Below are 17,181 nucleotides of genomic sequence, written 5' to 3' on the forward strand. Positions count from 1 at the left end.
ATGACCATCGCAGGCCAGGGCACGGCACGTTGGCCGTCGGAGATTCACCAGGGCAGGGCGCCGGCCAGGAGTTGTACGAGGTCGCTGGTGGCGTCGGCGGCGCCGAGGGTGGCGAACGCGCCGAGAGCGAGCACTGCTGCGGCGATGGTGCGGAGATTCGGCGGTGGTGTTGTCCGCAGGGCGGTGATGCGCCGTGTCACGGTGTGGTCGGTGAAGGCCAAGCGGTCGGCGGGGCGGGTGCTGTGGGCCGTAAGGGCTGCCCGGGCGAGGGCGCGGGCCGTGGTGTTCCGGTCGCCGACGGTGTGTGCGGCGTGTTCGTCCGCCCAGCGTTCTATGAGGAAGGTGACCGTCGTATGCAGCGGCCTCAGCAGGGGGTTGGCCGCGGCGGCGAGGGCGGCGCCCGCCGACAGGAGCGCGTGGTGGTGGGTGAGGTGGGCGCGCTCGTGGGCCAGCAGGACGCGGCGCTCGGCGGGATCAAGGGCGCTGAGCATGGCGGAGCTGGCGAGGATGCGGCCTGGGGTGCCGGGGATGGCGAAGGCTTCGGCGACGGGCGAGTTTATGACGATGAGTTCGGTGCTGGACGGGTGGTCTTCGCGCAGTCGGCGCAGAGCGCGTCGCAGGGTGTGCTGGGCGCGCAGGACCCGGTAGAGGCGGTAGGCGATGAGGGCAAGGGCCAGGACCGCGGCGTAGGCCACGGCCTCGGGGACCGGCTCGGCGATGTGCCGTCCACCTTCGCGGGCCTGTGCCTCCACCGGCGGGGTCTCGGTGATGAGGGTTGCCGACAGCAGGAGCAGTGCCCAGGTGGTGGCGGCCGCGGAGAGGACGGCGGCGAGGGTGAGCGCGCGTGTGGCGGGGGCGGGTGCCAGGCGCCTGCCGATGGCCGGGCTGACCGCGGCGAGCAGCGCGGACAGGACGAGGGGAACGTACACATCGACTCTCATGGGCGGCTCCCGCCGAGGAAGTCGCGCAGTGCGCGCTCCTCGTCCGGGCTGAGTCCGGTGACGAACTGCTGGAGCGCGGCGATGGGGTCCGGGCCGCGGTACAGGGCCTGGTGCATGGCCTCGGCCGTGCTCTCGGCGGCGTTCTTCGCCGGGCGGTAGGCACCTCGGCGGCCATGGGCATCGCGGATGACCAGGCCCTTGTCGTACAGGCGCCGGAGAATGGTGTGCACCGTGTTGTAGGCGAGGCCACCGCTGAGTTCGGTCTGGACCTCGCCGGGAGTCAGGGCTTCCTCCGTGGCCCACAGGGTGGCCAGGACCTCGCTCTCCAGCTCGCCGGGGCTGCGCCGTTCGGGTCTGTCGCGGGGGACCGTGCCTGCCATGGCTTCACCTTACGGCGCGTAGGGTCCGCTGTCAGCGACGGCGGGCATGTGTGCGGCCCGGCTGCGCTGCCAGCTCGGCGATGAGTGATTCCCACTGGGCGCGGATATGGTCCGGCCGGTAGCGCAGGGCGGAGGTGGCTGCCTGCTCGCCCAGCTTCGCCCGCGTCGTGGGGTGTTCGATCAGGAGGGTGATGGCCTTGGTGAGGGCCGCTGTGTCACCGGGGCTGATGAGCAGTCCGTCACCGTCCATGATGATTTCGCGGGGCCCGTGCGGGCAGTCGAAGCTGACCGGCGGGACGCCATGGCTCATGGCCTCGGCCAGCACCATGCCGAAGCCCTCGTGCCGGGATGCCAGGGCGAAGACGGAGGCTTTGGCGAGTTCGGCCTCCAGGTGCGGTGTACTGCCCATGAGATAGACATGGTTGTAGAGGTGCCGCTCGTGGATGAGAACGCGCAGGCGGTCGCGTTCGGGGCCGGAGCCGTAGATCCTCAACTGCCAGTCGGGATGCGCCTCGGCGATGGGTGTGAAGGCTTCGATGAGGGTGTCGAAGCCCTTGGCCTTCACGAGGCGTCCGGCGCCGAGGACGAGAGGCCGGTCGAGGGCGGAGCGCGCGGGAGAGCCGTCCTGGAGCGGGTTGGGGATGCGGGCGATGCGGGGGCTGTCGCCGCCCAGGCGGGCGGTGTAGGCGCGCCGGTCCGCCTCCGTCAGGACGGTCAGCGCGTCGAGCCGCGGATACCAGAGCCCGATCTGCTCGGCCAGGGTCCGCTTGTGGTGGTCGTAGTGCAGGTGTTCCTGACCGATGCGGATGACGGACGCCGGCGTGAAGCGGGCCGAGAGCAGATTGAGTGCGGGGCGGGTGGTGATGAGGACGCCGCCGTCCAGGGAGCGCAGATAGCGGACGAGACGCCGGTCCGTGAGCCGGCTGAAGCAGTTGTACTTCACCTCGGCGGCGGGCACCAGTTCGCTGGGGCGGGCGGCCATCCACGCCTGGATGCGGTGGAGCGGCCATGACGCGTTGGCGGTCGTGTCATCCACGAGGGCCCGCAGCCGTACCTTCCCGTGCAGGGCGAGGACGGGGGCCGCGCGGTGCCGGTGGACGCTGGTGATCTCCACGTCATGTCCGGCCTCGGCGAGCGCGTTCGCCTGGTTGACGACGGTGCGTACGGTGCCGCCGACCGCGTAGGCGTTGAGCAGCAGGAAGCGGATCTTCACTTGGTCTCCCGGTAGCAGCGGATCGAGAGGTTGTCCTTGACCGTGAAGTACGGCTCCATCCAGATGCCTTCGGCGTGCTGTGCCGGATAGACGAAGATTCCCTTCTTGCCTCGGACGTCGTCGAGGTGTTTGCCCAGGCGCAGCCGGTCGCCGCCGCCGTCGGGGGCGAGATGGAGATCCCAGACCCACTCGCGGTCGCCGCCCGGCGTGTCCTCGCGGGGCATGCCGGGGGCGGCCAGGGAACGCAGGGGGATGTGCGCCTCGAAACGGCTGCCGAACCCCTCGGTGGGCAGGCGGAGTTCGGTCTCGCCGCCCCGGGCTTCGAGCACCAGGTCGGCCTGCTCGGCCTCGGCGCCCGCGAGCGTCAGCCGCAGCAGGATCTGCCCGTCGCGCGGCCAGACCTCCGCGACCTCCGCGCGATGAGGGCCGGACGTGTAGGGCACCGCACGCAGGGGTGCTTCACGCATGGCCGCCTCCATTCCGTGTCAATTCGGCTCTCCCGAACAAATCGGCTCTCCCAAACGAACCCTACGGCTTGTAGGGTGAAAGAAACCCTACAGCCTGTGGGGTGAGGGGGCGGGTAATCGTGAGGACTGCATCCACCGGCGCGGTGTTCTCCCGTACGGCACGACACGAAGTGCCCGGCGCGGACTCGGCGGGGGAGGGGAGGGCCTCCAGGGGCGGGCTCGTGTGGGTGGTGAGCGCGTTCGTGGTGGGCCAGCTTCTCCTCGTCGGGCCAGGGCTGGGGCTCGGATGGGACGAGACGGTCTACGTCAGCCAGGTCGGCCCGCGCATTCCGGCCGCGTACTTCAGCGCGCCCCGCGCCCGCGGCGTCTCGCTGCTGGTGGCCCCGGTCGCCTCCTGGTCCTCGTCCACCCCGCTGCTGCGGGTGTATCTGGCGCTGCTGTCCGGGCTCGGCCTGTACCTCGCGCTGCGGGCCTGGCGCGGCCTTCTCCCGGCGCGGGTGCTCGCTCTGGCCGGGCTGCTGTTCGCCTCGCTGTGGGTGACGGTGTTCTACGGCCCGCAGGCGATGCCCAACTACTGGGTCGCCATCGGCGCGTTGGCCACGGTCGGCTGCTTTCTGCGGGCCTGTCGGGACCACCGTGGCCGCGGGGCCGTGTGGGGGATGGCAGGGGGCGCGGCGCTGATGGCGCTGATGCGCCCGACGGACGCGGTCTGGGTGTGCCTGCCGTTGTGCGCCGTATTGGTCTGCGTACCCCGCCTGCGCTCGTGGCGCCTGCTCGCTGTCCTGGTCGCGGGTCTCGGGGCCGGGGCGGCGGAATGGATCGTCGAGGCGTACCTCCACTACGGCGGCCCCATGGCCCGGCTGGCCGCGGCCTCCCGGATCCAGGGCGGTCTCGGCCTGCATCTCGCGGTCGACGACCAGCTGCGCAGTCTGGCCGGGCGACCGCTGTGCCGTCCGTGCGACGGACCCATGCCCGATGTGGCGCTGGTCGCCTGGTGGTTCACGATTCCCGTGCTCGCGGTGATCGCCGTGGTCATCGCGGTCCGTCGGCGGCGGACCGCGATGACGGTGGTGACGCTGGCCTGCGCGGGATCGGCCGCGGTGCCGTACCTGTTCCTCATCGGTTATGCGGCCCCCCGCTTCCTGCTGCCCGCATACGCGCTGCTCGCCGTGCCGGTCGCGGACGTGCTCGGCCGTCTGATGCGGGCGGGTGGCCGCCTGCGGCCTGCGGCCGTCACCCTGGTGGCCCTGGGTCTGGCCGGTCATCTGGCCGTGCAGTACGCGGTGTTGGAGAGCGTGGTGGACCGAGCCGACGCCGCCGACCAGGGCTACGCCAGAGCCGCGACCGAACTGCACCACCTCGGCGTACGGCCGCCGTGCCTGCTCACCGGCCACGAGGCCATCCCCATCGCCTACTACGCCGGATGTGCCTCCGCCCACACGCACGGGCACAACGCCAACACGACCCGCACGGCCATCGTGCGGGCCGAGCGCCGTGCCCCCGTCGCCGCGCTCACCGCGCGCGGGGACCACCCGCCGGCCTACGCCAGGCACTGGCGGGTGTACAGGCTGGGGTCGTTGACGGCGTCCGTCGCCGCACCGTCGCCGCATGCTGACCCTTTCCGAGCCTCAGGACGTGGCTGAGCTGGGGCAGTGCCGAACGCGCGAGCGCACGACCTGGTTCGCGGCCGTCTTCTGCAGCAGCCCGTAGGCGAGCACCGGCAGCAGCAGGTGCGGTTTGTCGGGCAGCGTGGTCGTCAGCAGGACCGCACTCGCGCTGCTGTTGTTCATGCCGCAGGCCAGGGTCAGCGACGACGCGGCCGGGGCGTCAAGGCGCAGGGCGCGCGCCGCGACGCGGCCCACGGCGAAGGACAGCGCGCACACCACGGCGGCCACGATCAGCGCCGCCAGGAGCAGTAGCGGACGCGGGTGGGCCAGGAAGGAGGCCAGGGCGCCGCTGGCGTTGACGTAGGTCAGGACGAGGGAGCCGAGGAGGGCGGTCGGTACGACGCATGCCAGCAGCCGGGCCATCCAGGCGGCGGGCAGGGCGAGACGGCACAGCACACCCGCACCGCACGGCAGCACCACCCCGGTGAGGGCGAAGCCGCCGCTCAGACTCTGCCCGGCCGCGGCGAGGCTGTCCGCGTAGCCACCGCTGAGCAGCGGGGCGAGCGCCTGGACGGTGACCGGGATGGTGAGCGGGCTGAGGAGCGTGGAAGCGAGCACCAGGCCGACCATCGTCGGCTGGTCGCCCTGCCCCTTGCCCGTCCATACGGTGGCGCCGGCCGCGACCGGCATCGCCACGATCAGGATCATCGCGGTGACCAGACCGCTGCCGCCATCGGTGTCGGGCGTGCGCCGCAGCAGGAAAGCCACCAGCGGCACGATCAACAGCGGGGCCGTCACATGCAGGGCGAGACCGGCGAGGAGTGCGCGGGGACGGCGCAGCAGATGGCCGAGGGCCCGCGCGGGGACCTGGAGCCCGGCCGCGTACAGCACGAGGCCGAGGAGTAACGGCGTGGTGTGCAGCGGGAGTTGACCGTACGGCCCGAGCGGGTGTGGGTGGCGCAGCCACAGGCCCGGCCGCGGCAGCAGCGCGGCGAGCAGATAGGCGAGGACGACAGCCCGGCCGAGCCGGCGGCGCAGCCAGCCGGTCGCGCGGTCACCGAAGTCCGAAGGGGCGGGCGGGTCCGTCATGTCGGTGCTCTTCCGTCGTGGGGGCGGCGGGCGGACGGAGCGCCGCTATGACGGGAAGTGCGGGGCAGGGGACACAGGTGCGCATGACAGCCATGGTCCATCGGTCGGTCGCGGCGGGCGCGTGATGCCGCGCGGCAGTCAGGATGCGTTCAGGTTCCCGGTGGCACGGTCGGCCCCATGACATACGAGACGTCCGAGACCGCCGAGGTCTCACCGCCCCCATCGGCCTCCGGGCCCACCGCGCCTGGCCATCGGGCGCGCTGGAACAAGGTCCCCGAAGTCATCGCGTACTTCTGGGTGATCAAGGTCCTGTGCACCACGGTCGGGGAGACCGCGGCCGACCTGCTGAACGAGAACCTGGGCCTGGGGCTGACCAAGGTGTCCCTGCTGATGAGTGTGCTCCTGATGGCCGCACTCGTCCTGCAGTTCCGCACCACGGCCTATCGTCCCGGCGCGTACTGGCTTGCCGTGGCGCTGATCAGCGTCGTCGGCACGCTCATCAGCGACAACCTCACCGACAACATGGGGGTGCCGCTGACCACGAGCACGACGGTGTTCGCGATCGCCCTCGCCGTCGTCTTCGCCGTCTGGTACTGGCGCGAGCGCACCCTGTCCATCCACAGCATCGACACCGTCGGCCGCGAGGCGTACTACTGGCTCGCTGTGCTGTTCACGTTCGCGCTCGGTACGGCCGCGGGTGACCTGTTCGCCGAACGCATGGACCTGGGTTACTGGCTGTCCGCGGTCCTGTTCGCCGTGGCCATCGCCGCCGTCGCGGTGGCCCACTTCGCGCTCGGTCTGAACGTCGTGTGGAGCTTCTGGATCGCCTACGTCCTGACCCGCCCGCTGGGTGCGTCGGCCGGCGACTACCTCTCCCAGCCGGCCGGTGACGGCGGTCTCGGCTTCGGCACCGTGGTCACCAGTGTGCTGTTCCTGACGGTGATCCTCGGCCTGGTCGTGTTCCTGACGGTGACGCGAAAGGACGTCACCGAGGCGGAGCGGCGGACCGCTTGAGCGGATCGAGGTCTGGGCGGCGGCGGCTCGTCCGTGGGTCAGCCGGGCGGCAGGGTGACGACGAACCGCGCTCCGGCGGCGTATCCGGCGTCGTAGGACACGTCCCCTCCGGCGGATCGGGCCAGGCGCCGCGCGAGCGGCAGGCCGAGGCCCGCTCCGCCGTGGCCGTCGTCCGGGTCGGCGCGGCGGCCGGGCGTGAAGAGCTGCCCGGTGAACTGCGTGGGTACACCCGGCCCGTCGTCGGTGACGTCGATGCGGACATGGCCCGGCTCCCGTCCGGTGCGCACCACGACATGGGTGCGGGCGTAACGCACGGCGTTGGCGAGCAGCGGGCTGACGACTCGTTCAAGCAGCGCCGGGGCGACACCGACCTGCTGGGCGGACCCCACTCCTTCGACCGACACCGTCACGGGGCCTGGCGGGTAGGTGAGTTGGGCGAGTCGGCGCAGCGTGTCCAGGGCGTCGGACATACCTGTGGCGGGGGAGGCGGCCTCGTCGCGGGCCTCGTCCAGGAGGGTGTCGCAGATGGTGTGCATGGACTGCGCGGCATCGCAGATCGCCTCGTGCCCGGCACGGATCTGGGCTGTGGAACGCGGGCGGGCCCGCAGCCAGTCGAGCTCGGCGACGATCCGGCTCAGCGGGGTGCGCAGTTCGTGCGAGAGCTCCCCTGTCAGCTGCTGCTCATGGCGCAGCAGCGCGCGGATACGGTCCAGAAGGGAGTCCAACGAGCTTCCGAGACGGGCGAGTTCAGCTGGGTGGGCGGCGTCGGAGAAGCGTTCGCCGGAGGTCACCGCGCTCCACTGGGTGGCCTGTTCGGTCATCGTGTGCACGGGGCGCAGTGCGCGCGCGACGGCCAGACGAGTGACGGCGTACGTACAGCCGAGCATGATCACGTCGAGGGTGAGCGAGCCGAGCAGCAGAGTGTCGGCCGAACTCCGGTAGGGCGACAGGTCCAGGGCTGTGACGACGGTGGCCCGGCCGCCGCTGTGCGCCACGGCGTTGGCGCAGAGGCGGACCGTGCCCGGCGCCGCGGTGACACAGCGGTGCCCGCCGACCGCCGCGAGCTCGGCGGCCACCCGGGTCAAGTGGTGTGCGGGAGCCGGGGGTTGTTCGAGCAGCCGGGCACCGTCGTAGATCCATACGTTCGTGTCGAGGAACTGGTCGTTGGGCGTCTCCAGGACGCGTACGGGTGAGTGGCCGGTGTCGACGGTGGTGGCGACAGCGGCGGCTCGCGTGCGCAGTTCGTCGTCGGCCTGGCGACGGAGGTGTTCGCGGGCCACGGCGTTGAAGGCGATGGTGAGCAGCGTCATCACGAGTGTGGCCGTGGTCAGTGCCACCAGGGAGAGCCGGCCGCGCAGCGTACGGGGGGCCAGGCGGGTTCGGGGGCTCATGACAGGCGATGCCCGATGCCCCGAGCCGTGCCGATCGTCAGGGCGCTGCCCGAGGCGCGCAGCTTGCGGCGCAGTCGGCTCATGTACTGGTCGAGCGTGTTGTCGCTGACCTGCGCGCCTTCGGGCCAGCCCGCACGGAGCAGTTCGCGCCTGGGTACGAGGTCCCCGGACGCCGCCAACAGTGTTGCCAGGAGCCGGAATTCGGTGGGTGTGAGGTCGACAGGGCGGCTGTGCACGGTGCAGCGGTGCCGGACCGGGTCCAGGAGCAGATCGCCGACGCCCTGGGGACCCGCGCCGTCCGGACTGGCGCGGCGGATCGCGGCGCGCAACCGGGCGGCGAGTTCGGCGAGGTGGAACGGCTTGGGGAGGTAGTCGTCGCCGCCCGCGGAGAACCCGGCGAGCCGGTCCGCGAGGCGGTGATGAGCCGTCAGGAATACGACAGGGAACCGGAGTCCGTTCGCGCGCATCGCCTGGCACACGTCCCGCCCGTCCGCGTCGGGCAGTCCCACGTCGAGTACGGCCGCCGCGAGTTCGTCGGTGGAAAGGCGCAGGGCGGTGGCGCCGTCGGGGGCGGACACGGCGTCGAAGTTCTCATCGCGCAGACCGCGCACCAGGACGTCACGCAGAGCGTGGTCGTCCTCCACGATCAGAATCTTGTGGCGCATGTTCCTCCAACGAGCGTGCGGTGGCGCGGGTCGTGCCCGCGACAAGACGATCGGGCAGCCACCAGGCCGCCGCGCACAGACACAGACCCAGCCAGCCCGCGCTCAACAGCCAGCCGCCCACCACATCGGTGAGCCAGTGCACGCCGAGGTAGACGCGGGTCAGGCCGACCAGCGCACCCCAGCAGCCGACCGCCACGACGAGCCCCGCCCGTCCACGCGGGGCACGCGCCAGGAGGGCGATGACGAGGAGCCCGGCGGTCAGGGCCGCCGTCGTCGTGTGACCCGAGGGGAAGGAGAAGTTGGAGGCGTGGGTCCGCCAGTCCAGGTGCGGCGGGCGCTGCCGGTCGACCAGCGCCATCACGCCGTACCGCAGGGCTTGCCCCGAGGCGAGGCAGCCGATGGCGAGAGCGGCGCAGACCAGCCGCTGTCGGACGGTGCGGCCCACGAGGATTCCGGCCGACGCGACGAGCACGTACGGAATGACGCCCGTCCCGGTCGTGGTGAGCCCCCGGGCCACAGCGATGGCGACAGCGGGCCGATGGTCGACGGACCACGACAGCGCCTGGCCGTCCCAGGCGAGCGGATCGCCGTCATGGCCGATCACAGCCATGGTCAGGACACCGAACGCCACCCAGGCGCCGAGACCCACACTCCACGCCAGGTCGGCGACATGACGCCGGCGCGCCAGATCCCCCGCCATGTGTCACACCTCCAACAGGAAGCGCAGCCGCGTCGCGGCCAGTCGCCGGGCCAGTGCGGCAGGCCACCGGTGCACCGCGAGCATCAGCAGCGCGCCGACGACGGCGCCCACCAGCAGCCCCGCCGCCGCGTCGTGCGGATAGTGCGCGCCGACCCAGACCCGGGACGCCGCCATCGCGCACGCCGCCACGACCGCGAGTACCCCTAGGCGGCGTGAGACGAACAGCAGCGCCATCGCCGCCGCGGCCGCGATCGCCGCGTGATTGCTGGGGAAGGACCAGTCACCCGGAGCCGGGCACGCCTCCAAGGTGGCGACATGCAGGCTCTGGCACGGCCGGTCCTCGCGAACCAGCATCTTCAGTACGTCGTTCAACGCGTACGCCGCGACGACCACCACCGGCACCGCGAGCGCCGCGACCGCCGCCGTGGCGCTCGCCCGGCGCGCCCGCCACCAGGCCACGACCATCAGCACGGCGAACACCATGAGCCCGTACGTCGACCAGGCGGACACGGCCCCGTCGAGCCACCCGGGCGCGTGGTCGGCCAGGCGCGTCACGTCACGGTAGGCGGAACTGTCGATCGCCGATCCGTCGAAGGCGAGTGTCGTACGAGGCATCATCCGCGGGCCTCCTTCGCCTTGGCGGCCCGGCGGGAGCGCAGCAGCTCGGTGGCGAGCGGGGCCAGCGAGGCCACGACGATCACCGCGACCAGGGGCAGCAGATACCGGTCCACGTTCGGGATGGAGGAGCCGAGCGCGTACCCGGCAAGAGTCAGGCCCAGGCTCCACACGAGACCGCCCACCACCTGCCACAGCGTGAACGTCCGCGCGTTCACGCCCAGCGCCCCGGCCAGCGGATTGAGCACCGTGCGCACCACCGGCACGAACCGTGCCAGGACGATCGCCTTGGCGTGCCCGTACCGCTCCAGGAGTTCCTCGGCGCGCTGCGCCCCCTCTTTCAGCCGCACGGACTTACCGCGGGCGAGGAGCGCGCCGCCCGCGCGGCGCCCCAGCACATACCCGCACTGCGCGCCCGCGAGCGCGCCGACGGCCGCGGCGACGAGCAGCGGCCCCAGGGAGAGATGAACACCGTGCCCCGAGCCGCCCGTGCACAACAGCCCCGCAGTGAACAGCGGGAGTCGCCGGGCAGGAAGAAGCCGATCAGCAGACCCGTCTCGGCGAACATCACCACGCCGACGCCCAGCACGCCGAACGCGGCCAGGAGCGAGTGGGCGTCCAGCACGTTCACGGCGAGCTGTGACGACAGAGGCAGAGCAAGGGATGTGGTCATGGGCGGGAGCCCTTCGCCTCGGCGACGGAGCGGATGCCCGGGCGGGGGCAGCCGGCTCGCGACAGCTGGTGACTACTGTTCTGTAGACGGTCTACTGCACTGTAGACGATGAGCGGGTGGTGTTGTGGGGGTGAGCGGCGCCGCCGACCTCTTGACCCCGGTGGTTCCAGCCATTAGTTTGCGGTGGCCATCGACCTGTCACTAGCGAAAGGGGGCGACCCGGCGGATGAACACCAGCTCTGATCTTGGTCGCCTCGCCCAGCGCACCGTCTGGGTTCCGGGTCGGATCGCGCACGGCGCCTGAGTACGCCCTACCGATGTGCCCTTCCGCAGCACATTCGTGTCTGCCGTCCACGGCACCTTCCGGGTAGTCCATCACCTCTTTCCGGCACGTCACTGCCGCGTGCTGTCTTGTGCCGCTCTCTCACGTGGCGCGTCTGAACACAGAAAGCTGCCTGAAATTGGCGAACATGATGAATCAACTGATCGCGCACCGAAACGAAGGCCTGTCATGACAGCGGCGTGGATCATCGTCAACGGGAAAGAAACACCGATCTCACCGGCTGCGCCCCACACCACAGCGCTGGACTTCCTGCGCGAGCGCGGTCTCACCGGCGCCAAGGAGGGATGCGCCGAGGGTGAATGCGGTGCCTGTTCGGTCCTCGTGGCCCGTCCCGGGGTGAACAAGCCGACCGACTGGGTGGCGGTCAACGCCTGCTTGGTCCCGGCCGCGGCTCTCGACGGTCAGGAGGTCGTCACCTCCGAAGGTCTCGCCACCGTCGGCGAACCCGGCACGCCGCGCACGCTGCACCCGGTGCAGGAGGAGATGGCGGTCCGTGGCGGCTCCCAATGCGGTTACTGCACACCGGGATTCATCTGCAGCATGGCCGCTGAGTACTACCGGCCCGGCCGCTGCGCTCACGCGGACTCAGCAAATTCAGCGGACTCAGCGAACTCGGCGGACTCAGCCGAAGGCGCAGATGCGACCGACCGCACCGACGCCGAGCACGGTCCGAACGGGTTCGATCTTCACGCGCTGAGCGGAAACCTGTGCCGCTGCACCGGCTATCGCCCGATTCGCGATGCCGCGTTCGCCGTCGGTACGCCCACCGACGAGGACCTGCTGGCACAGCGTCGTGAGCAGTCCCCGCCCCCACCGGTCGCCACCGAATACACGCGCGACGACAGGGCGTTCCTGCGGCCGAGCACCCTGGAAGAAGTACTGCGACTGCTGCGCGACCGGCCCGACGCCATGGTGGTCGCCGGGTCCACCGACTGGGGCGTGGAGGTCAACATTCGCTCCCGCCGGGCGGATTGCGTGGTCGCCATCGACCGCCTTCCCGAACTTCGGGCGCTGCGCGTCGAATCCGACCACATCGAGATCGGCGCGGCGCTGACACTCACCGAGATCGAGCGCCGCCTCGACGGCCGCGTCCCGTTGCTGGGGGAGCTGTTCCCGCAGTTCGCATCCCGGCTCATCCGCAACAGCGCGACCCTCGGCGGCAATCTCGGGACCGGCTCTCCCATCGGTGACAGCCCACCGGCGCTGCTCGCCCTGGAGGCGTCGGTGGTGCTCGCCGACGCCGACGGCGAGCGCGAAGTCCCGCTGGCGGACTACTTCACCGGATACCGGCAGAGCGTGCGCCGTCCCGGTGAGCTGATCCGCGCGGTGCGCTTTCCTCTGCCGCAGGCACCGGTCGTGGGCTTCCACAAGATCGCCAAGCGGCGTTTCGACGACATCTCCAGCGTCGCGGTCGCTTTCGCGCTCGACATCGAGGACGGACTCGTACGCAAGGCGCGCGTCGGCCTGGGAGGCGTGGCCGCCACTCCGATCCGCTCCCTCGCCACCGAGGCGGCCCTGGAGGGCGAGCCGTGGGTGGCGGAGACCGTCGAGGCCGCGGCCCGGGTACTGCGGGCAGAGGGCACACCGATGAACGATCACCGTGCCAGCGCCGCTTACCGCTCCGCGATGCTCGGCCAGAGCCTGCTGAAGCTGTACGCGCAAACCACCGAGGGTGTGTCGTCATGAGCCATCTGTCCGAGCTCCCCGAGAAGCCCGTTGTCGGCGTATCGATGCCGCACGAGAGTGCTGTCCTGCATGTCACCGGCAGCGCGCTCTACACCGACGACCTGGTGCATCGCACCAAGGACGTGCTGCACGCCTACCCGGTCCAGGTCATGAAGGCCCATGGCAGGATCACCGCGCTGCGCACCGAGCCCGCACTCGAAGTGCCGGGCGTGGTCCGCGTGCTGACCGTCGCCGACGTGCCCGGCGTCAACGATGCCGGAATGAAGCACGACGAACCGCTCTTCCCCGACGTGGTCATGTTCCATGGTCACGCCGTCGCCTGGGTGCTCGCCGAGACGCTGGAGGCGGCTCGGCTGGGTGCGGCGGCAGTCGAGGTGGAGCTCGACGAACAGCCGTCCCTGATCACGCTGCAGGACGCGATCGCGGCCGACAGTTTCCACGGTGCTCGGCCCATGATGCTGGCCGGCGACGTCGAGGCCGGCTTCGCCGACTCCGCGCATGTGTTCACCGGCGAGTTCCAGTTCGCGGATCAGGAACATTTCTACCTGGAGACGCACGCGGCGCTGGCCCACATCGACGAGGCCGGGCAGGTCTTCGTCCAGAGCAGCACCCAGCATCCTTCGGAGACCCAGGAAATCGTCGCGCACGTGCTCGGTCTGCACAGCCACGAGGTGACCGTGCAGTGTCTGCGGATGGGTGGCGGCTTCGGCGGCAAGGAGATGCAGCCCCACGGGTTCGCGGCCATCGCCGCACTCGGCGCCAAGCTGACCGGCCGGCCGGTTCGGCTGCGGCTCAACCGGACGCAGGATCTGACCATGTCCGGCAAGCGCCACGGCTTCCACGCCCAGTGGAAGATCGGCTTCGACGCCGAGGGCCGCATCCAGGCCTTGGACGCCACCTTGACCGCCGACGGGGGCTGGAGCCTGGACCTGTCCGAGCCGGTGGTGGCTCGTGCGCTGTGCCACATCGACAACACCTACTGGATTCCCAACGCGCGCGTCGACGGCCGCATCGCCAAGACCAACAAGGCTTCCAACACCGCCTTCCGAGGTTTCGGCGGACCGCAGGGAATGCTGGTGATCGAGGACATCATGGGCCGGTGCGCGCCACTGCTCGGCCTGGATCCGACGGAGCTGCGGGAGCGCAACTTCTACCGGCCGGGTCAGTCGACGCCGTACGGACAGCCGGTCGTTCAGCCCGAACGGATCTCCGCCGTCTGGCAACAGGTCAAGCACACCGGCGACATCGCCGCTCGCAGGGGTGAGATCGCCGCCTTCAACGCAGCGCACCCCCACACCAAGCGGGCACTCGCGATCACCGGCGTGAAGTTCGGAATCTCGTTCAACCTCACCGCCTTCAACCAGGGCGGCGCGCTGGTGCTGATCTACAAGGACGGCTCGGTCCTGATCAACCACGGTGGCACCGAGATGGGACAGGGCCTGCACACCAAGATGCTGCAGGTGGCCGCGACCTCGCTGGGTATCCCGCTGCACAAGGTGCGCCTCGCGCCCACGCGAACGGACAAGGTCCCCAACACCTCTGCCACGGCGGCGAGTTCGGGAGCAGATCTGAACGGCGCGGCGGTGAAGGACGCCTGCCTGCAACTGCGCGAGCGGCTGTCGCAGGTGGCCGCCACCCAACTGGGTACGAGCGCCGCGGATGTGCGCATCGTCGAGGGGACAGTTCGCGCCCTCGGCAGCGACAAGGAACTGGCCTGGGACGACCTGGTGCGCACCGCATACTTCCAGCGGGTTCAGCTGTCGGCGGCCGGTTTCTACCGCACCGAGGGTCTGCACTGGGACGCGAAGTCCTTCAGCGGCTCGCCGTTCAAGTACTTCGCGATCGGCGCCGCCGCGGCCGAGGTGGAGGTGGACGGCTTCACCGGCGCGTACCGCATCCGACGCGTGGACATCGTGCACGATGTCGGCGACAGCCTGTCCCCGCTGATCGACATCGGTCAGGTCGAGGGTGGGTTCGTGCAGGGCGCCGGGTGGCTGACGCTCGAGGACCTGCGCTGGGACGCCGGTGACGGGCCGGGCCGCGGCCGACTGCTTACCCAGGCCGCGAGCACCTACAAGCTGCCGAGCTTCTCGGAGATGCCCGAGGAGTTCAACGTGGCGCTTCTTGAGAACGCCACTGAAGAGGGCGCGGTGTATGGGTCCAAGGCGGTGGGCGAGCCCCCGCTGATGCTGGCGTTCTGTGTGCGAGAAGCCTTGCGGCAGGCCGCCGCCGCGTTCGGGCCGAGCGGGGTCAGTGTCGAGTTGGCCTCGCCCGCGACACCGGAAGCGGTGTACTGGGCGATCGAGGCCGCCCGCCAGGACGACGGTTCCCGCGACGGGCTCGCCCACGACGGCTCCGGCATCGACGGTGACTCCGGCAACGACGGCCATGCAGCCGACGGCGAAATCCGGATGGACGCGACAACGTTGAGCGGTGCCTGACATGACGTGGATCGCCGCGGTCGCACGGTTGCGGGCACGCCGGGAGTCCGGCGTGCTGGTGACCGTCGCGTCCGTGCGCGGACACGCCCCGCGCGAAGCCGGTGCGAAGCTCGTGGTGGGGGAGACCGAGGCGTGGGGCTCGATCGGTGGCGGCAATGTCGAGGCCGTCGCGATCGACCGGGCCCGGGAGATGATCGCCGCGTCAAAGCCCGAGCCCGAGCTGATCGATTTCGCCCTGAACGACAAGGTGACCAACCGGCATGGCGTGCAGTGCTGCGGCGGCACGGTCTCGGTGCTGCTCGAACCGCTGTCGGTGGCACGGGCGGTGGCGATTTTCGGCGTAGGCCACGTCGGGCTTGAACTGGCACGCATCCTGGCACGTCAGGACCTGGACCTCCACCTGATCGACACCCGGTCCGACATCCTCACCGAGGAGCGGCTCCACGTGCTGGCGGACGCGGTGGGGCAGGTGCACGTGCATCACACTCCGCTGTTGCCCGAGGAGGTACTCGCGGACTTGCCGCAGGGCACCCATGTCCTGATCATGACCCATGATCATGCCGAGGACGCCGCTCTCTGCGACGCCGCCTTGCGCACTTCCCGTCTCGGCTCCATCGGGCTGATCGGGTCGGCGGCCAAGTGGGTGCGATTCCGCAACCGCCTGGCCACCGAGGGCGGTCACGACGAGGCCACCATCGACCGGATCAAGACGCCGATCGGCCTCGCGGACATCACCGGCAAGGAGCCCGCGACCATCGCTGTGAGCGTCGCCGCGGATCTGCTGCGCACTTTCGAGACCGAGGGGGCCTGACTGCGCCAACTCCCTTGCCCAAGCGCCGGATTGCGGCGCTCGGTGCGTGGGAGTTGTGAAGAATCCGCGCATGATCCTGGGGATTCGGTCGCGGGGGCGGAAAGATCGGGGGGCTCACTCGGCGCTTTCGAACAGGTCGGGCGTCGAACCCTGCGATGGGAGACCGATCAACGATGTTCACTCTGATACGGAGCAGAGCGCGGACAGCCGCGCTGGCGCTCTCGGCCGTCGCCGCCTTTGCCATCGGCACGACTGCCACGACCGGAGCGGAAGCGGCCCCCGCTCCGGCCCCCGCTCCCGCTCACGCGAAACAGGGGCCGACCTCGGTGGCGTACGTCGAGGTGAACAACAACAGCATGCTCAACGTCGGCAAGTACACCCTCGCCAACGGTGGCGGCAACGTCTTCGACGTCGCCGTGATCTTCGCGGCGAACATCAACTACGACACGGGCAAGAAGGCGGCGTATCTGCACTTCAACGAGAACGTGCAGCGCGTCCTTGACAACGCTGTCACGGAGATACGGCCGTTGCAGCGGAAGGGCATCAAGGTCGTCCTCTCGGTGCTCGGAAACCACCAAGGCGCTGGTTTCGCCAACTTCCCGTCCCAGCAAGCCGCGTCGGCGTTCGCGAAACAACTGTCGGACACCGTCACCAAATACGGCCTGGACGGCGTCGACTTCGACGACGAGTACGCCGAGTACGGCAACAACGGCACCGGCCAGCCCAACGCCGGTTCGTTCGTGCACTTGGTGACGGCGCTGCGCGCGAACATGCCGGACAAGATCATCAGCCTCTACAACATCGGCCCGGCCGCGTCGCGTCTCTCCTACGGCGGCGTCGACGTCTCGTCCAAGTTCGACTACGCCTGGAACCCGTACTACGGCACCTGGCAGGTCCCCGGCATCGCACTGCCCAAGTCGAAGCTGTCGCCGGCCGCCGTCGAGATCGGCCGGACCTCGCAGAGCACGGCCGCCAACCTCGCCCGCCGCACCGTCAGCGGGGGGTACGGCGTCTATCTGACGTACAACCTCGACGGCACCGATCGCAGCGCCGATGTCTCCGCGTTCACCAGGGAGTTGTACGGGAGTGGCGCCGTCTATACGCCGTAGGGCCACCGCACGCCCCCGGCGCTCCGTTGCTTGCCG

General features: G+C 70.4%; 15 protein-coding genes and 1 pseudogene. 6 read left to right on the forward strand and 10 right to left on the reverse strand.

Annotated elements, in window-relative coordinates; translation table 11 throughout:
* Positions 1-44 precede the first annotated feature (44 nt).
* Genes ACGFX9_RS30485 through ACGFX9_RS30500 form a run of 4 tightly spaced genes read right to left on the reverse strand, consistent with a single transcriptional unit; the run spans position 45 to position 3,001 of the window.
* The gene (locus tag ACGFX9_RS30485) at positions 45-941 is read right to left on the reverse strand and encodes a M48 family metalloprotease (protein WP_393479717.1); all 897 of its coding nucleotides are present in this window, start codon (positions 939-941) and stop codon (positions 45-47) included.
* Positions 938-1,321 carry a BlaI/MecI/CopY family transcriptional regulator gene (locus tag ACGFX9_RS30490; RefSeq protein WP_393479720.1) on the reverse strand — a complete coding sequence of 128 codons (384 nt, stop codon included), beginning with the start codon at positions 1,319-1,321 and terminating at the stop codon, positions 938-940. Before ACGFX9_RS30490 ends, ACGFX9_RS30485 begins: the two co-directional genes overlap by 4 nt.
* A 31-nt stretch (positions 1,322-1,352) precedes the next feature.
* Entirely contained in the window at positions 1,353-2,534 is a 1,182-nt protein-coding gene (locus tag ACGFX9_RS30495; protein ID WP_393479722.1) for a glycosyltransferase family 4 protein, read from the reverse strand.
* Entirely contained in the window at positions 2,531-3,001 is a 471-nt protein-coding gene (locus ACGFX9_RS30500; protein ID WP_393479725.1) for a hypothetical protein, read from the reverse strand. Before ACGFX9_RS30500 ends, ACGFX9_RS30495 begins: the two co-directional genes overlap by 4 nt.
* A gap of 119 nt (positions 3,002-3,120) precedes the next feature.
* On the opposite strand from ACGFX9_RS30500, the gene ACGFX9_RS30505 reads away from it, so the two are divergent.
* Entirely contained in the window at positions 3,121-4,644 is a 1,524-nt protein-coding gene (locus ACGFX9_RS30505) for a hypothetical protein (RefSeq protein ID WP_393479728.1), read from the forward strand.
* Here ACGFX9_RS30505 and ACGFX9_RS30510 read toward each other — a convergent pair.
* Positions 4,630-5,697, reverse strand: coding sequence for a sodium-dependent transporter (locus ACGFX9_RS30510; protein ID WP_393479732.1), 1,068 nt, complete (start codon positions 5,695-5,697; stop codon positions 4,630-4,632). The genes ACGFX9_RS30505 and ACGFX9_RS30510 overlap by 15 nt on opposite strands.
* 177 nt (positions 5,698-5,874) lie before the next feature.
* Here ACGFX9_RS30510 and ACGFX9_RS30515 point away from each other — a divergent pair, with 177 nt between their 5' ends.
* Entirely contained in the window at positions 5,875-6,711 is an 837-nt protein-coding gene (locus tag ACGFX9_RS30515; RefSeq protein WP_393479734.1) for a hypothetical protein, read from the forward strand.
* Positions 6,712-6,749: 38 nt separating this feature from the next.
* Here ACGFX9_RS30515 and ACGFX9_RS30520 read toward each other — a convergent pair whose 3' ends face one another.
* The 5 genes and pseudogenes from ACGFX9_RS30520 to ACGFX9_RS30540 all read right to left on the reverse strand — a co-directional run bounded on the left by ACGFX9_RS30520 (position 6,750) and on the right by ACGFX9_RS30540 (position 10,755).
* Complete coding sequence (locus ACGFX9_RS30520) at positions 6,750-8,102, reverse strand: sensor histidine kinase (protein ID WP_393479737.1); 1,353 nt, start codon at positions 8,100-8,102, stop codon at positions 6,750-6,752.
* Positions 8,099-8,767 carry a response regulator transcription factor gene (locus ACGFX9_RS30525; RefSeq protein WP_393479741.1) on the reverse strand — a complete coding sequence of 223 codons (669 nt, stop codon included), beginning with the start codon at positions 8,765-8,767 and terminating at the stop codon, positions 8,099-8,101. The genes ACGFX9_RS30520 and ACGFX9_RS30525 overlap by 4 nt, the downstream gene beginning before the upstream one ends.
* The gene (locus ACGFX9_RS30530) at positions 8,721-9,467 is read right to left on the reverse strand and encodes a phosphatase PAP2 family protein (protein ID WP_393479746.1); all 747 of its coding nucleotides are present in this window, start codon (positions 9,465-9,467) and stop codon (positions 8,721-8,723) included. Before ACGFX9_RS30530 ends, ACGFX9_RS30525 begins: the two co-directional genes overlap by 47 nt.
* Positions 9,468-9,470: 3 nt before the next feature.
* Entirely contained in the window at positions 9,471-10,085 is a 615-nt protein-coding gene (locus tag ACGFX9_RS30535) for a phosphatase PAP2 family protein (RefSeq protein WP_393479751.1), read from the reverse strand.
* Positions 10,082-10,755: pseudogene (locus tag ACGFX9_RS30540) on the reverse strand (DedA family protein). Before ACGFX9_RS30540 ends, ACGFX9_RS30535 begins: the two are co-directional and overlap by 4 nt.
* A 511-nt stretch (positions 10,756-11,266) precedes the next feature.
* On the opposite strand from ACGFX9_RS30540, the gene ACGFX9_RS30545 reads away from it, so the two are divergent.
* From ACGFX9_RS30545 to ACGFX9_RS30560, 4 genes are all read left to right on the forward strand, one after another.
* On the forward strand, positions 11,267-12,784 hold the full coding sequence (locus ACGFX9_RS30545; protein WP_393479756.1) for a xanthine dehydrogenase small subunit: 1,518 nt from the start codon (positions 11,267-11,269) through the stop codon (positions 12,782-12,784).
* Complete coding sequence (gene xdhB / locus ACGFX9_RS30550; RefSeq protein ID WP_393479761.1) at positions 12,781-15,225, forward strand: xanthine dehydrogenase molybdopterin binding subunit; 2,445 nt, start codon at positions 12,781-12,783, stop codon at positions 15,223-15,225. Before ACGFX9_RS30545 ends, xdhB begins: the two co-directional genes overlap by 4 nt.
* Before the next feature lies 1 nt (position 15,226).
* Positions 15,227-16,036 (forward strand): xanthine dehydrogenase accessory protein XdhC, encoded by an 810-nt coding sequence (xdhC, locus tag ACGFX9_RS30555; protein ID WP_393480414.1) that lies wholly within the window; start codon positions 15,227-15,229, stop codon positions 16,034-16,036.
* A gap of 173 nt (positions 16,037-16,209) precedes the next feature.
* Positions 16,210-17,145 (forward strand): endo-beta-N-acetylglucosaminidase H, encoded by a 936-nt coding sequence (locus ACGFX9_RS30560; RefSeq protein WP_393479766.1) that lies wholly within the window; start codon positions 16,210-16,212, stop codon positions 17,143-17,145.
* Positions 17,146-17,181: the final 36 nt, after the last annotated feature.

The organism is Streptomyces sp. NPDC048436, assembly GCF_043200355.1.
Lineage (GTDB): Bacteria > Actinomycetota > Actinomycetes > Streptomycetales > Streptomycetaceae > Streptomyces.

What these genes read in the sequence shown, in the direction of transcription:
- ACGFX9_RS30485 (WP_393479717.1), bottom strand. Translation starts at nt 941, where the DNA reads ATGAGAGTCGATGTGTACGTTCCCCTCGTCCTGTCCGCGCTGCTCGCC.
- ACGFX9_RS30490 (WP_393479720.1), bottom strand. Translation starts at nt 1,321, where the DNA reads ATGGCAGGCACGGTCCCCCGCGACAGACCCGAACGGCGCAGCCCCGGC.
- ACGFX9_RS30500 (WP_393479725.1), bottom strand. Translation starts at nt 3,001, where the DNA reads ATGCGTGAAGCACCCCTGCGTGCGGTGCCCTACACGTCCGGCCCTCAT.
- ACGFX9_RS30510 (WP_393479732.1), bottom strand. Translation starts at nt 5,697, where the DNA reads ATGACGGACCCGCCCGCCCCTTCGGACTTCGGTGACCGCGCGACCGGC.
- ACGFX9_RS30515 (WP_393479734.1), top strand. Translation starts at nt 5,875, where the DNA reads ATGACATACGAGACGTCCGAGACCGCCGAGGTCTCACCGCCCCCATCG.
- ACGFX9_RS30520 (WP_393479737.1), bottom strand. Translation starts at nt 8,102, where the DNA reads ATGAGCCCCCGAACCCGCCTGGCCCCCCGTACGCTGCGCGGCCGGCTC.
- ACGFX9_RS30525 (WP_393479741.1), bottom strand. Translation starts at nt 8,767, where the DNA reads ATGCGCCACAAGATTCTGATCGTGGAGGACGACCACGCTCTGCGTGAC.
- ACGFX9_RS30530 (WP_393479746.1), bottom strand. Translation starts at nt 9,467, where the DNA reads ATGGCGGGGGATCTGGCGCGCCGGCGTCATGTCGCCGACCTGGCGTGG.
- ACGFX9_RS30535 (WP_393479751.1), bottom strand. Translation starts at nt 10,085, where the DNA reads ATGATGCCTCGTACGACACTCGCCTTCGACGGATCGGCGATCGACAGT.
- ACGFX9_RS30545 (WP_393479756.1), top strand. Translation starts at nt 11,267, where the DNA reads ATGACAGCGGCGTGGATCATCGTCAACGGGAAAGAAACACCGATCTCA.
- xdhB (WP_393479761.1), top strand. Translation starts at nt 12,781, where the DNA reads ATGAGCCATCTGTCCGAGCTCCCCGAGAAGCCCGTTGTCGGCGTATCG.
- xdhC (WP_393480414.1), top strand. Translation starts at nt 15,227, where the DNA reads ATGACGTGGATCGCCGCGGTCGCACGGTTGCGGGCACGCCGGGAGTCC.
- ACGFX9_RS30560 (WP_393479766.1), top strand. Translation starts at nt 16,210, where the DNA reads ATGTTCACTCTGATACGGAGCAGAGCGCGGACAGCCGCGCTGGCGCTC.